Below are 14,251 nucleotides of genomic sequence, written 5' to 3'. Positions count from 1 at the left end.
CAAAAAATGCTCATCTCGGGAACGCTTTGGTTTTTGATCGCCTTCTTCGCTTATACAGCCTATGTATACGGTCAGGGGTTGTACTTTCCTGTCATCGCTTTTCTTGCTGCTTTGATGGGCTGCGGATTTTATCTCTTTGCTTTTCTCCAGCACAAAAATACGACGAAAAAACATCCTTAGCCAGAACGAGCTAAGGATGTTTTTTGCATTATTGATTCAAGCCCTGATAAATCGTATCGAGATTCCACTTCATCATGTTATAGTAGCTGTCGCCTTCTTCTCCCGGTTCTGCAATCGAATCGGTAAAGACGGTTCCGAATATCGGAATACCTGCATCACGAGAAACACTTTGCATCGGACGAGTATTGACGCTGCTTTCGACAAACAAGGAAGCGACGGCTGAGTTTTGCAGCTGATCCACTAAGTTCTTGATTTGCGCAGGGGTTCCTTCTTCTTCGGTATTGATTTCCCAGATATAGGCAGACGGTACACCGTAGGCTTTGGAGAAGTATTTGAAGGCTCCCTCACTGGTGACGATCAATTTCTTCTCTTCGGGAATCGATTGGAAGTTTTCCTTCGCTTGCTGATCCAGTTCTTCTAATGAAGCCAAGTAGCGTTCAAGGTTTTCTTCATAGAAAGAGCGATTGTCAGGGTCCTTTTCGCTCAAGCGTTGAGCAATGTTGCGGGCATAGATCATACCGTTTTCTAGATTTAACCAGGCATGAGGATCGGCTTTGCTGTGGTCTTCATCATCAGAAAGATAAAGCACATCCACGCCATCACTGACGGCAAAGTAATCTTCATTTTCTACCTTATTGGCATTGTTCATCAATTTGGTAAACCAGCCATTGCCGCCAGTTTCTAGATTCAAGCCGTTGTAAAGGATAAGATCGGCATCGGTCGCTTTTCGAACATCTTCCACTAAAGGTTCATATTCATGGGGATCACGCCCCACTGGTACGATACTGTGAAGATCGATTCGATCACCGGCAATGTTTTCCGTAATATCAGCAATGATCGAATTGGTCGCTACTACTGAAAGTTTCCCTTCTGTTTGGGCCATCTGTCCGTTTTGCTGTGCCAAAAAGAAGCCACCAGCTACAGCTGCCGTTGCTAAAACCGCCGTCGCTGACCAGCGTTTGACTGGACTGGTCTTTTGTTTTGGTGAGAACAAGAAACCGATCACGAAAAAGGCTCCTGCGGTCAAAACGATACTTGATCCTGCGGCAATATTAAAGCTATACCCGATAAACAAGCCGATAAATGAGGCGAAACCACCTAAAACCCCTGCGATGACCATCATATGCTTCAATTGTTTTGTATAAAGATAAGCCGTTGCTGCTGGAGTGACTAACAGAGCCACGATCAAGATCGTTCCGACGCTTTGCATCGCTGTCACTGAAACCAAAGTCAACAAGAACATCAATAAATAGTGATAGGCTTGCACTTTCATCCCAAAGGCCTTTGCCATCATCGGATCAAAAGACGTGATCAACAGTGGACGGAAGAAGAGGATGATCACTGCCAGCACAAGGATAGCGATAGCGATCGTCAGCCATTTGTCGCTGTCTTGCACCGCTAGCACATTCCCAAACAAAATGTGAAACAAATCAGTCGAACTATTTGCTACTCCAATCAAGATAACCCCTAAAGCTAGAAACGAACTAAAGGTGATACCGATCGCCGTATCGCTTTTGATCAGGCTGTTATTGGCGATATAGGTAATGATCATGGAAGCCAAGATCCCAAAGAAGATCGCCCCGACAAAAAAATGAACGCCGAAGATATAAGACAAGGCTACCCCTGGTAAGACCGCATGAGAGATTGCATCCCCCATCAAGGACATCCCTCGTAAGATAATAAAACAACCGATCACCCCTGCCACAATCCCGATCGCGACTGCCGTGATCAAGGCATTTTGCAAGAAATGATAGTTACTTAAACTCGTAAAAAAGCTTGTCAACATGTTAAACGCCTCCTTTCACGATGATCGCATCGCCAAATGTTTGCTTCAAATTGCTCTCGGTAAAGACTTCACTGACTGGTCCCGCAGCGATCAGGGTTTGATTGAGCAGAACCAAGTAATCAAAGTATTCGGTGATTTTCCCCAGATCATGGTGAACGATAAAAATCGTCTTGCCAGCATCTCGCAAGTTACGCAACAGGCCGACGATGATCGCTTCACTGGTGGCATCGATCCCTACAAAGGGCTCATCGAGGAAAATATAGTTGGCATCTTGCACCAACGTTCGAGCAATCAAGACCCGCTGAAACTGCCCGCCGGACAATTCCCCAATCTGACGTTCCGCAAAGGATTCCATTTCTACCGCTGCCAGAGCGGCTGTCACTTTCTGCCAATCGTTTGCCGACATCCTTTGGAACATGCCCATCTTAGGATACAAGCCTAAAGATACGACTTCTTTGACTGTGATCGGAAACGTGTAATCAACCGCGGTCTTTTGTTCGACATAGGCAATTTCCTTTTGAAAGTCTTTTAACGCTTTTTTGTCGACACTCATGTTCCCACTGGAAGGGATCAATTTCAACGCCGCTTTGATCAGCGTCGACTTCCCTGCCCCATTTGGACCAATGATCCCTACGATCGACGGTTTTTCTACTTGAAACGACAAATCCGAGATCACTTGATGATCGCCATCATAGGCTGCGGATATTTCTGAAAAAGTAATCATTATTTTCACTCCATTTCCATAGTTAAGGATAGTTTATTTATTTTTTAGGTAGACCTAACTTATTTTTATTATACAAGAAAGGATTTGTTTTGCAAGACAGTTCTCTTGATTTTTTTAAGAAACACCACAGTTTCTTGGCAATGACTCTTTAAAACTAAGGTTCTATCTTTATTTATTGAGTAAAAATTGGTGCCCACAAACACGGATACCATCAATTTCTTTCTATCTTTTGATCGCAAAGCATTTGATTTATTCTTAATAAAAGAGATCATTCCTCGGCACCTCAGTGACGTACGTTTTTTCAATAACAGAAGAGAGGCTAATCAAAGCCTCTTTGCTTTCTCCCTTCATGATTAATATCAAACAAATCAAAGAATCAATAATTCTTCTATTTCCATAAATTCACGAATTCACTCTTTTTTATGATGACCAAGAAACCCTTTCATCTCGACTAAAACGCTTTATAAATTAAACTTTTCTAATTATTATGTGATTTTTCGAACAAAAGCTAAAAATAACATGACAACTATGTTAGTCTTTGATTTGGAAAAAGTTTTAGGAGGAATAAAAACAATGAAGAAAATTTTCCAAACACTATTAGTCCTAACCTCGTTAGCAACTTTGAGTGCTTGTGGCGCTGATTCACAAACAAGCAGCAGCTCAAGTACTGGTTCATCTGCTAATGAAGAAACAGATGCAACTTCTGCTGCATCTGGTCAAGAATACACAGACCCTAGCGAACTTGCAGACAGCTACGATGTCGTGATCGTCGGTGCAGGTGGCGCTGGAATGGCCGCTGCGATCCAAGCAAAAGAAGCTGGCGCAAACCCAGTTATTTTAGAAAAAATGCCAATTTCTGGTGGGAATACATTGAAATCTTCAGCAGGAATGAACGCTTCAGAAACCAAATTCCAAGAAGCAGAAGGCATCGAAGATTCAAACGATCTATTTTATGAAGAAACATTAGCTGGCGGTCACAAAACCAATGATGAAGAATTGTTGCGCTACTTTGTGGATCATTCAGCAGAAGCGATCGATTGGTTAGATTCCATGGGTATCACTTTAGACAACTTAACAACGACTGGCGGGATGAGTGAAAAAAGAACGCACCGTCCATCGGATGGTTCCGCTGTTGGGGAATACTTAGTTGATGGCTTGATGCGCAACATCCATGAATTGGAAATCCCAATTTTTGTGAATGCCGATGTCAAAGAAATCAATGAAGAAGATGGTCAAGTCAACGGGGTGACCGTTGAAGTAGAAGGAACCGAACAAATCATTGATGCCAAAGCAGTTGTCGTTACAACAGGCGGTTTCGGTGCCAATTTCGACATGATCACCGAATACAAACCAGAATTGGCAGACTACGTGACAACGAACCAAGAGGGTTCGACTGGTGATGGGATCAAAATGATCGAAGCATTAGGTGGACAAACGGTTGATTTAGAGCAAATCCAAATCCACCCAACAGTGGATCAGTCTAAATCACTGTTAATCACTGAAGCTGTCCGTGGAGAAGGCGCGATCTTGGTCAATCAAGAAGGCGAACGGTTCTTCAATGAAATGGAAACACGAGACAAAGTCTCTGAAGCGATCATTGCCCTACCTGAAAAATCAGCAACGTTAGTTTTTGATGCAGGTGTCAAAGAACGCGTGACAGCCATTGATTTTTACGAGCAACAAGGGTTAGTCAAATCCGCTGACACGATCGAAGAATTAGCAAAAGAATTGGACATGCCAGAAGCAGCGCTTGCTGACACGATCGCTACGTGGAACAGCAGTGTAGCTGCTGGTGAAGACGAAGCCTTTGGACGCAGCACAGCAATGGACAACGATTTGTCAACAGGACCTTACTATGCCATTGCCATCGCTCCTGGTATCCACCACACGATGGGCGGCGTGAAGATCAACACCAACACAGAAGTGATCGCTACGGATAACGAGATCATTCCAGGTCTTTTTGCAGCCGGTGAAGTAACTGGTGGGTTGCATGGTGAAAACCGAATTGGCGGTAATGCCGTTGCCGATATCATCATCTTCGGACGCCAAGCAGGAACAAAAGCTGCCGAATTTGCGCAAGAAAATTAAAACACTCTCTATAAAAAAGAAGTACTTACGTTTTTTTTCATCAACGTAAGTACTTCTTTTTTCATATAATTGACACAATAGTCTTTATTGATCTGGTGCTGTCACTTTGATAATCTGCACCTCATAAGGCGCCAACTGAAGCTTTTGGTTTGTCGTTTTTCCAGTAAGCAAATCGATTCCTGTAGTTGCTACCTCTACTTCTTGATTTTCTTCGGAAAAATTCATCACAAAATAATAGGTGGTCGGAGCGAGCTGCTCTTGCTGACTTTCTCTACTTTGGATCGACACGTTCGTTGAACCTTGACGGACCCACTCATTTTGTATGCGAAGCTGTTGTGTTACTTCTTGATAGAAGTCTTCCAAAAAGGCTTGATCCGTCCGTCCCCCAAGATAGTAGGCACTTCCTTCACCATAATCATTTACGGTCACTGCAGCTTGACCTTGATAAAAATCAGCACCGTAGACCCCTAACGTTTGGGCAGTGTTTGTTTGAACAACACTACAATAATCATGAATTTGGTACTGCTGCTCCTTCATTAAAAGCAGATTTTTTTGTTTCGGATATAACGTATCGATTTCTTTCACAGACACACCAAACAGTTCTTCTAACTCTTGAGGCCAGCCCCCTAAATAGGTCAAGTCCGTTTCATTCACGATCCCCGTCAAATAAGTGGAAACCAGCGTCCCGCCATTTTTCGTATACTGTTGAAACTTTTTCATAGTTTCTTTTGGTAAAAGGTAAAGCATCGGAGCGATGATCAATTGGTAAGAGTCAAAGTCATGGTCTTTCGTGATGACATCAACCGCGATGTCATGATCCCAAAAATAGCGATAATGCTCTTGCAACGTTTGTGGGTAGCGTTTGCTCTCCAAACCAAAACCTTGCGCATCATTGAGCGCCCAATTGTTATCCCAATCATAGATGATCGCCACTTTGGCTTTTTTGTGCAATCCTTTGATTTCTTTGATTTCTTCTAAGGCTTTTCCCACTTCTGCTACATCTTGAAAAACACGATTCTGTTCGTCGTTGTCATGGTCCACGACGGCCCCATGGAACTTCTCAGATGAGCCTCGAGATTTTCGCCATTGGAAATAAAGATTACTATCTGAACCGTGAGCAATAAATTGCATAGAAGACAACAGATGCATCCCGGGGCGTTTCGTGCGATTGACTGGATGCCAATTCACACCACTAGGGGTTGATTCCATGATCAAAAAGGGTTGCTTTTTCAAGCTACGGTACTGATCATTGATAAACCCAACCTTACTTGCCAAATCAGCGGTCGTTCCCCAATCATTATGCCAAGCAGGATAACAATCCCAACTAATGACATCTACATGCTGGGCAAATTTTCCATAATCAAGGCTATAAAAGGGAATCAAATCTCGGGTATCTGCCATGAAATTCGTTGTGATCGGTACATCTGGAGACAAACGACGAATGTCTTTGATCTCATGTTCATAGAAATCAATGGTCTGATCGGTCACAAAACGATGCCAGTCTAGATTTAGTCCATGAACTTGCATTTCGCCGATCGGTGAAGGAGATTCGATTTGCGACCAATCGGTGATGGTATGACTCCAGAAAGGTCCCCACCAGGCCTCATTCAAGGCTGCTAATGTTTGGTACTTCTGCTTGACCCACTGACGAAAGTTTTCTTGGCAAATGGGACAATGACAATCTCCAGAATACTCATTGGAAATATGCCACATCAATAGTGCTGGGTGATCGTGGTAGCGTTCAGCTAATTTCCGATTGATGATCGCCACTTTCTCACGATAGATCGGTGAAGAAAAGCAGTGATTGTGACGCCCGCCGTGTAACATTTTTTCCCGTTTTTCATTGGTCCGTAGAACTTCAGGGTATGCTTTAGACAACCAGGCAGGACGCGCGCCGCTTGGCGTCGCTAAAATGACGTTGCTGTTTCGTTCGGCGAGCTCATCCATGATTTTGTCTAACCATTCAAATTGAAACACCCCTTCTGCTGGCTCTAAGGCACTCCAAGCAAAAATACCAAGGGAAAATGTATTAGCATGAGCTTTTTCCATTAGTTCTAAATCTTTGGCTAAGATCTCGGGATAATTTAGCCACTGGTCAGGATTATAATCCCCACCATGTAAAAAGCGTTCTTCTAAGTTATATCTTGTCATCTTCTCTTCCTATCCTTTTGTGCCACCAGCGGTCAAACCGGAGACAAAATGTTTTTGTAATGCAATAAAGACGAGCGCGATCGGAATACTGATCAAAATAGCCCCTGCCGCAAAAGTTGTATAGCTGGCTCCCATTTTATCCGTGACTAATTTGTATAACCCGATGGGTAATGTATAGTACTCAGGATTACGTAAAATCACAGAAGACAGGGCAAAGTCTCCAAGTGGTCCAGTAAAGCCATTCATGGCAACGACTGCCAGCATTGGTCGTGATAAAGGAATCAAAATTTGCCAGAATATTCGCGTATTGCTTGCGCCATCTATCTTGGCACTCTCGTCTAAATCTAACGGGATCGAGTCAAAATACCCTTTCAATAAGTACGTGTTCATGGGAATCTGGCCCCCAACGTAAATCAAGATCAGCAACCGATGGCTATTGATCAAGCCGAGCATTTGCGCCAATACAAAAATTGCGATCAAGGCAGAGAACTGCGGGATCATTTGTAGTAGTAAGAACAGCATCAACCCATTTTTACGGCCTGTAAAACGAAATCGTGAAAAGGAATACGCCGTCATGGAGACAAAAATCAGTGACAAGAACATGGTCATGACTCCAATCTTCAATGAGTTCCAATACCACTGGACATAATACAAAGAATTATCCCCTGCAAATAGTTTTTGATAATGCCCTAATGTTGGGTTAGCTGGAATCAAGCTCGTACTTACTAAACTGTTTCCCGGATTAAAACTTGCCCCCACAGCCCACAGCAATGGGTAGATAATTACGATCACAGACAACGTTAAGAGCAAGTACGTCAAGGAAAGACGGAGTATTTTTTGTTTTTTTATACTAGTAGTATTCATATCAACCGACCTCCTTGAATGAATTTGTTCGGCGGAATTGCCATAAAGCAATCGCAATCACGACGATCGATAAGAGAATCGTCAACGCTGCTGCTAATGCATATTGACTATTTTGCATCGTGAGCTTATAGATCCACGAAACCAAAATATCAGTACCACCAGCGGTCGAACCAGGAACTGCCGGTCCACCAGAATTAAACAGATAAATGATATTGAAATTGTTGAAGTTAAACGTATATTGCGTAATCAAAATCGGTGCCATTGCATAAAGCAGTAATGGCAATGTGATTCGGCGGAATTTTTGCATAGCTGAAGCACCATCGATGGTCGCCGCCTCATACAAATCATCCGGAATGGATTGCAGCGTCCCTGTAGTCACGATAAAAATATACGGAAAGCCTAGCCAGCCTTGAATCAGTAGCAAAGCTAAACGGGTCCAATTCGCACTCGTTAGCCAAGGAATCGGTGAAATCTGGAAGAAATTCAAAATCGAATGATTGATCGCACCAAAGGAATCATTGAACATTCCTGAAAACACCAAGATCGTAACAAATCCCGGAACTGCCCATGGGAGGATCAAAATCGTTCGAAAGAACTTTTTGAATCGTAGTTCTTTTTGATGCACCAGCACCGCTAAAAATATTCCGATAGAAACTTGTAACGTTGAGGCGATCAAGGTCCAGATAACTGTCCAGCCCAGAACATTGAAGAAGGTACTACGCCAAATATCGACAGTAAAAATCTTCTTAAAGGTCTCTAATCCCACCCAATCTGCTAAATTGGCGGGTGCAGAATGATACAGATCATAGTTCGTAAAAGCTAACGCGATACTAAAGAGAATCGGAAAAATAACAGAAAACGCGAGTAAGAAAAATGCTGGGCTACTCATTAAATAAGGATAGCCTTCTCTTAATAGTGCCTGGTAGCTTTCACGGATAGAGTTGACTGGTAGCTCATTGTCTCTTAATTCTCCGTTTTTATAGGCATCACGGATGTTTAAATAATAGAACAACAGACCAAAACCGATGACGATCAAGGCAACTAATCCTTCTGCTAATAAAAAGATGGAATTGTCTCTCGGCACTTCCACGCCTAATGTCACGATGCCCCAAAGTCCCATATTAAATAAATCTTTAAAGACGACAAGATACATAGCAAAAAAGAAGAAAAATAAAGCGCCTTTGATTTTTTGCCGATTATAAAATTGACCGAATCCTGGTATTATCGAGAATAGCATTGCTCGTTTTGCATACGACTGCGTGTTTTTCACATTTTCGCCCCCTGTAAGAAAAAGCCGCTGACAAACGTTTCGTTCGGCCTTACTTGATTCCTAATGATGAATGACCACCCGAAACGTTTGTCCTTGAGACGACTTTCTAGTTTTGAATTGCCGCAATGGCTGATTTGATCTGTTCGACTGCTTGTGGTAAAGCTGTTTTCGGTTCAGCCTTTCCAGTAGCAATGGTTTGTAATGCGGCATCAATTGGTTCCCATACCGAGTTCATCTCGGTAATTCCTGGTGTTAGCTCTGCATATTGAGATTGAGCGGCAATGGCTGCGGCACTTTCACTTTCTTGTACTGTAGAATCTTCCGCTAAGGCAGCAACTGCTGGTACTTCCTGTGTTTTTTCATAACGAACTTTTGAATTTTCTTCATTGCTGATAAATTTGACGAATGCTTCAGCTAATTCAGGGTTTTGGGAATAGCTACTTACGTTGTAGCTTTTGACACCGATAAAGGAGCCCATATGTTCTCCATTGGCCAGCAATGGCAATTCCTGAACTCCAAAATCAATACCAGCTTCTTGAAAAGGAGCTAAATTCCAAGGACCAGAAATCACGGCTGCCGCTTTCCCTTCTGTAAAGAGTGAATCAATCACATTAATACCTTGTTCCCCAACGATTCCTGGAGGAAAGACACCTTCATCATAAAATTTTTGGATATAGTCAGCTCCTTCGATCGCGCCTTCATTTGCCAGACCGATGTCCTCTGGATTATAAGAACCGTCTGCATTCGTACCAAATACATACCCACCATAACCACCAAGAACACCTTGGGCATAGTAAATTTGATCCCATTGAGCCAATAGACCATAGCTATCAGGCCCTAAAACAGACTTGGAATACTCCAGCCACTCATCCGTTGTCTGTGGCAAGTCTTCTTCGGAAATTAGTTCTTTGTTATAATACAAAATTTGTGTTTCAACCGCTTTTGGTAAGCCGTAGACTTTGCCGTCAACGATTTGCGATTGCATTGCTGATTCTGTATACAGCTCTTGTAGCGTTTGATCGACTGTTAATTCTTTCAACAAACCTTCGGTAACGGCTGTACCGATTTGATCGCCAGGAATCGTGATGACATCCGCACCTGTACCAGCGGGTCCATCCAATCGTAAATCTTCGATCTGTCCACCATAGGCTTTTTCGACCACTTTGATCGTCACATCGTGTTCTTCTTCAAATTGTTTGACTGCCTCTTCAATCCCAACTGATTTTGCTTGGTCTTCCCAGACCAATAAATCATAGTCCTTATCGCTGCCACTATTTGCTGCAGTACTATCTGTCCCTTCACTTTGTGGACCGCAAGCACCTAATCCTAAAGCTGCTACACTTAAAAAAAGAACTCGAGACATTTTTTTCATCATCATTTCTCCACCTTTTCTTTATTTTGCAAACGCTATCTTCTCGTTTATAATAAATTATTTTACTTAATATGTAAATAGTTTTACTAAATTAATTTCTCCAACGGAGTAAATAAACGGATAAAATCAAGGTTTATCTCACAAATAATTTTTCAAAATACCTCCACGCTCTAAACTTTCACTATTGAGTAAATATATTTAGTAAATTCATTTACTTGGTAAAGTTGTTAGCGTATACTAGAAGAAAGAGGTGAAGAAGATTGGTTACAATAAAAAAAATTGCCGAGCAATCAGGCTTTTCACAAGCGACTGTTTCCCGATTATTGAAAGGCGACGAATCGTTGTCGATCGCAGCCGATACGCGTCAAAAAATTATTCATACCGCTTTATCACTAGGTTATGATCGCTCAAAAATAAAAACAACACTAGAAAAAATCGCCGTCCTTTTCTGGCTGACAGAACAAGAAGAGCTGCAAGATGTCTATTTTCGACAATTGCGTATCTCTTTAGAAAAATATGCGAAAATCAACAATTTGGAAATTCAACTGATCACCCATGAAGATGATGTTTTAGAAACACTGCAAGAAGTCGCCGGATTTATTGGGATTGGCTCTTTCACTGAGAAAGAAACGCAGCAGTTCAAATCCGTTTGCCCCTATGGCGTCCTTTTGGAAATCAACCCCTGTCCAGAGCTGTTCGATACGGTCAAACCTGATACTGATCGAATGACGCAACTGGCGATCGATCTATTTTTAACAAAAGGATACCGAAAGATCGGCTTTATTGGTGGTGCTTATCTAAATCCTGATACCCAACGTGCAGAAATGGATAGTCGCGAGGTCATCTTCCGTCAAACGCTGGCTCGTCGAGATGCGCTCGATGAGGCGTTCTTATTTAGTGGTGGCAATTTTTCCGTTGAAACCGGCTATCGTTTGGCGAAAAAAATGGTGGAATCCCTTGGTGACAATTTGCCAGAGGCGCTCTTTGTGGCTTCTGACACCATCGCAGTTGGTGTGCTCCAAGCGTTAAATGAACGATCCATCATCATTCCTGATCGCTTGGAATTAATCAGTATCAACGACAATGAGATCGCAAAATTTGTGGCTCCCCCTCTAACAACGTTTAAAATTGATGTGGAGGAAATCGCCAAAACCGCGATCGATTTATTGGTGGATCAGATCGTTCATCCTCGAGCGATCACCAAAACAGTCCTTTTAGGGGCTGAACTCATCGAACGAAAAAGCTTTACGCAAGCATAAAAAACGCCCCTAGAAAGTTAGAAAAAGCTAACTTTCTAAGGGCGTTTCATTGTCTAAATCGAAAAAAGCATTCTTTCGTTTTTCACATCTCTTTCGCCACAGCATACACAAGATGCGGCATGTCCACTTGCCGATAGTGTTTGACAAAGCGATCCACCAGCTTCATTCCATTGCGCAATGCCACATTTATGGAGGCTTGATTGGTCTCACGAATGATCGAATAAACAATGGCGGCATTCAGCGTTGCAAACGCATAGCCTTTACAAGCCTGGGCGGCTTCTGTGGCAAACCCATGATGCCAGAAGTTCTTTTGAAACAAGTACCCAATTTCTAAAACGGCTTCTCCCTTGACGTCTTGCCATGTCAACCCGCATTGACCGATCGCTTGCCCGGATGCTTTCTCAATCACTAGCCACAAGCCAATGTGATCGTTTTGATAGCGTTGCAGCTGTTTGTCGATCCAACCAGTGACTTCTTGCTCACTGAAGGGTCCTTCATAGGCAATCATCACTTCTGGATCTTGCAAAATCTTTTCAATCGCTGGTCGATCGTCATGACTCATTTCTCGCAGGACTAATCGCTTAGTTTCAATTAGTGGTTCCATGGTGGTTGCGCCCCTTCCTATTCCATTCGGTTTCTTTTCAAAAAATACCAACTTGCTGCCCATGCGGTGATGGGTAAAATAATCACCGCTGCCAGACCCGTGACCAAACAAACGACCAATTCTGAGACGAACGCCTTCGAATTGACCATTTCACCAAAGGAGATCGACAAATCTTGAAACCACGCAATCAACGCCAGATTACTTCCCATAAAGGCAAACAATAAGGTATTGATCGTTGAAGACAATACGTCTGATACCACGGTCATACTACTTTTACTTAATGCCTTGATCGAGACTTGCGGGTTTGCTTGAAAAAGTTCATAGGTCGCAGTGCTGATTGCCATACTCCCATCTGCCACCGCCCCCGAAAAACTCATCAAAATGATCGCAGTCATCAATGTCTTAAAATCGATGGCTACATCAAAGGAATACATCGCCAACTCATCCAGTTCCTCTGCCGAAAACCCATGCAGATTCATTGCAGCGAGCACAAGCGGAAATAGTAGTAGAAAAAGCCCTAGAAAGACCAACACACAGACAAAGGCAATTTTGGTTTTCTGATTGACGCCGTTCACGAAAAACAAGGTGATCGCCGCCACGGCTAAAAAGGCAACACAAGCCGCTGGTAAAATCGGTGCCCCTCGGTCAATCAGGACCAGCAGCGCTAGAAAGACAGCCACATTCATAAACAGACCAGTGACTTGAAACAGCCCTTCGATCCGAAAAACAGTGAAAGTCAGCAAGAGAAAAAGCAAGCTCAACACAAACAAAACATTCATCTTGCTTTCCTCCTTTGTAGTTCAAAGCAAAGGAGCGTCAACGGTACCGATAAAACCAGCGCAAAGCCGCCGCATAATGTACGCACTATTTCTAAAGAAAGATGCATCGGCAATGCTTGCGACAGCAGCCAGCCATTTGCTAGGTAAAACAATAGCGCTGGCATACTCCCACTTAAATAAGCAAACAACAAGACATTGATCATCGAAGAAGTCGTATCTTGCGCGATGGACCGACCGATCGCTAATCGTTCCTTGCGGCTAGTCTGGGGATTGATGCGCTGGATCTCATCTAGACTGGCAATCAGCATGACAATATTGTCCATGCTGGCACCAATCGCGCCAATCAGCAGACTCCCTAGATAGACACTGCGATACGGACGGGTCAGAAACGACATTTCTTCATAGCGCAACCCATGATCTTGCAAAAGATCCATGGCGAACCGACAGAGAAAAAACGCCAAGAGGACGCTGGCTAACGAGGCAATGATTTTGCGGCTGTCGATCGTACGAAAGCCATAGGAAATCCCCATCGTCAAAACCAACGAGACGATCGTAAAAACGATCATCAAAAAGACCAATGAAAAGGAGCTGTTGCCTTTGTGAAACCAAAGAAAAAGGAGCAGCAAGCAAGTATTCACAAAGATACTAAGTAAAGCCCGCAAGCCCTTTTTGCCACCAATTGCGACTACTGCCATCAAAAATAAGGCAAGGAAGAAAAAGAGATACCCATCCCGTTTTTGTGCTTGTACCTGCCAGCCATCCCCTTCTTTTTGCAAAAGCAGCTGTTGTCCGGTCTGATACAACGGATGAATCGCACCGTTGGGGGTGTATTGCGTAGTGACTGTCCGTAGTACCCCAGCTTCTTCTCCGTTACGAACGATCCCTTGGATCTGCTGCTGGTCGGCGGTGACTTGAACCGTTTGTACTTCTATGATCGGCTGTGCATAAAAGCGGCTGCTTTGGGTTTGGATCAGCCAGCTCAAGACCAGCACGCTAACAAAGGCCGCTAGATAATAATACTTTTTCAAGATCGTCTCCTTTCATTTTCAGCAAAAAAAGACTTAGACAAACCCCCAGTCCTACGACCGATCACCTTGTGAGGCTGGATGACTGGTCGAAATGGTTACTGTGTCGGCGAGACTAACTGCTTTGCTAGTCGCCTGTTTTGTCAAAG

At 43.2% G+C, this 14,251-nt stretch carries 12 protein-coding genes; 3 read left to right on the top strand and 9 right to left on the bottom strand.

Translation table 11 applies throughout. The features are described 5' to 3' along the window. Window positions 1–6 precede the first annotated feature (6 nt). Window positions 7–180, top strand: coding sequence for a hypothetical protein (locus IGI82_RS05780; RefSeq protein ID WP_010747796.1), 174 nt, complete (start codon window positions 7–9; stop codon window positions 178–180). 28 nt (window positions 181–208) lie between these two features. On the opposite strand, the gene IGI82_RS05775 is transcribed toward IGI82_RS05780, so the two are convergent. Continuing rightward, a complete protein-coding gene (locus IGI82_RS05775; RefSeq protein ID WP_005225531.1) occupies window positions 209–1,966 on the bottom strand; it encodes a metal ABC transporter permease subunit in 1,758 nt (585 codons plus the stop codon). 1 nt (window position 1,967) lies between these two features. Next, window positions 1,968–2,690, bottom strand: coding sequence for a metal ABC transporter ATP-binding protein (locus IGI82_RS05770; RefSeq protein WP_010747795.1), 723 nt, complete (start codon window positions 2,688–2,690; stop codon window positions 1,968–1,970). A gap of 573 nt (window positions 2,691–3,263) precedes the next feature. Here IGI82_RS05770 and IGI82_RS05765 point away from each other — a divergent pair. Next, entirely contained in the window at window positions 3,264–4,778 is a 1,515-nt protein-coding gene (locus IGI82_RS05765; protein WP_438841859.1) for a flavocytochrome c, read from the top strand. An 84-nt stretch (window positions 4,779–4,862) separates the two neighbouring features. On the opposite strand, the gene IGI82_RS05760 is transcribed toward IGI82_RS05765, so the two are convergent. The 4 genes from IGI82_RS05760 to IGI82_RS05745 form a co-directional block, all read right to left on the bottom strand. Then, the gene (locus tag IGI82_RS05760) at window positions 4,863–6,929 is read right to left on the bottom strand and encodes a beta-galactosidase (protein WP_087627165.1); all 2,067 of its coding nucleotides are present in this window, start codon (window positions 6,927–6,929) and stop codon (window positions 4,863–4,865) included. 9 nt (window positions 6,930–6,938) lie between these two features. Beyond that, on the bottom strand, window positions 6,939–7,793 hold the full coding sequence (locus tag IGI82_RS05755) for a sugar ABC transporter permease (protein WP_438841858.1): 855 nt from the start codon (window positions 7,791–7,793) through the stop codon (window positions 6,939–6,941). Between the two features lies 1 nt (window position 7,794). Continuing rightward, entirely contained in the window at window positions 7,795–9,030 is a 1,236-nt protein-coding gene (locus IGI82_RS05750; protein WP_096742849.1) for a carbohydrate ABC transporter permease, read from the bottom strand. A gap of 139 nt (window positions 9,031–9,169) precedes the next feature. Continuing rightward, window positions 9,170–10,441, bottom strand: coding sequence for an extracellular solute-binding protein (locus tag IGI82_RS05745; protein WP_438841857.1), 1,272 nt, complete (start codon window positions 10,439–10,441; stop codon window positions 9,170–9,172). 254 nt (window positions 10,442–10,695) lie between these two features. On the opposite strand from IGI82_RS05745, the gene IGI82_RS05740 reads away from it, so the two are divergent. Continuing rightward, the gene (locus tag IGI82_RS05740; protein ID WP_081116594.1) at window positions 10,696–11,694 is read left to right on the top strand and encodes a LacI family DNA-binding transcriptional regulator; all 999 of its coding nucleotides are present in this window, start codon (window positions 10,696–10,698) and stop codon (window positions 11,692–11,694) included. Window positions 11,695–11,776: 82 nt separating this feature from the next. Here IGI82_RS05740 and IGI82_RS05735 read toward each other — a convergent pair whose 3' ends face one another. From IGI82_RS05735 to IGI82_RS05725, 3 genes are read right to left on the bottom strand one after another with little or no spacing between them, the layout of a single operon-like run. Then, the gene (locus IGI82_RS05735; RefSeq protein ID WP_086294879.1) at window positions 11,777–12,298 is read right to left on the bottom strand and encodes a GNAT family N-acetyltransferase; all 522 of its coding nucleotides are present in this window, start codon (window positions 12,296–12,298) and stop codon (window positions 11,777–11,779) included. A gap of 17 nt (window positions 12,299–12,315) precedes the next feature. Beyond that, a complete protein-coding gene (locus IGI82_RS05730) occupies window positions 12,316–13,077 on the bottom strand; it encodes a YibE/F family protein (protein ID WP_438841856.1) in 762 nt (253 codons plus the stop codon). Further along, a complete protein-coding gene (locus tag IGI82_RS05725) occupies window positions 13,074–14,105 on the bottom strand; it encodes a YibE/F family protein (RefSeq protein ID WP_438841855.1) in 1,032 nt (343 codons plus the stop codon). Before IGI82_RS05725 ends, IGI82_RS05730 begins: the two co-directional genes overlap by 4 nt. Window positions 14,106–14,251 lie beyond the last annotated feature (146 nt).

The organism is Enterococcus sp. AZ067 (assembly GCF_051715005.1).
Lineage (GTDB): Bacteria > Bacillota > Bacilli > Lactobacillales > Enterococcaceae > Enterococcus_D > Enterococcus_D casseliflavus.
This window is presented reverse-complemented; position numbering and strand designations above follow the sequence as displayed.

Bases quoted from the DNA above. Each gene is read 5' to 3' on its own strand.
- IGI82_RS05780 (WP_010747796.1), top strand. From the start codon at position 7: ATGCTCATCTCGGGAACGCTTTGGTTTTTGATCGCCTTCTTCGCTTAT.
- IGI82_RS05775 (WP_005225531.1), bottom strand. From the start codon at position 1,966: ATGTTGACAAGCTTTTTTACGAGTTTAAGTAACTATCATTTCTTGCAA.
- IGI82_RS05770 (WP_010747795.1), bottom strand. From the start codon at position 2,690: ATGATTACTTTTTCAGAAATATCCGCAGCCTATGATGGCGATCATCAA.
- IGI82_RS05765 (WP_438841859.1), top strand. From the start codon at position 3,264: ATGAAGAAAATTTTCCAAACACTATTAGTCCTAACCTCGTTAGCAACT.
- IGI82_RS05760 (WP_087627165.1), bottom strand. From the start codon at position 6,929: ATGACAAGATATAACTTAGAAGAACGCTTTTTACATGGTGGGGATTAT.
- IGI82_RS05755 (WP_438841858.1), bottom strand. From the start codon at position 7,793: ATGAATACTACTAGTATAAAAAAACAAAAAATACTCCGTCTTTCCTTG.
- IGI82_RS05750 (WP_096742849.1), bottom strand. From the start codon at position 9,030: ATGCTATTCTCGATAATACCAGGATTCGGTCAATTTTATAATCGGCAA.
- IGI82_RS05745 (WP_438841857.1), bottom strand. From the start codon at position 10,441: ATGATGATGAAAAAAATGTCTCGAGTTCTTTTTTTAAGTGTAGCAGCT.
- IGI82_RS05735 (WP_086294879.1), bottom strand. From the start codon at position 12,298: ATGGAACCACTAATTGAAACTAAGCGATTAGTCCTGCGAGAAATGAGT.
- IGI82_RS05730 (WP_438841856.1), bottom strand. From the start codon at position 13,077: ATGAATGTTTTGTTTGTGTTGAGCTTGCTTTTTCTCTTGCTGACTTTC.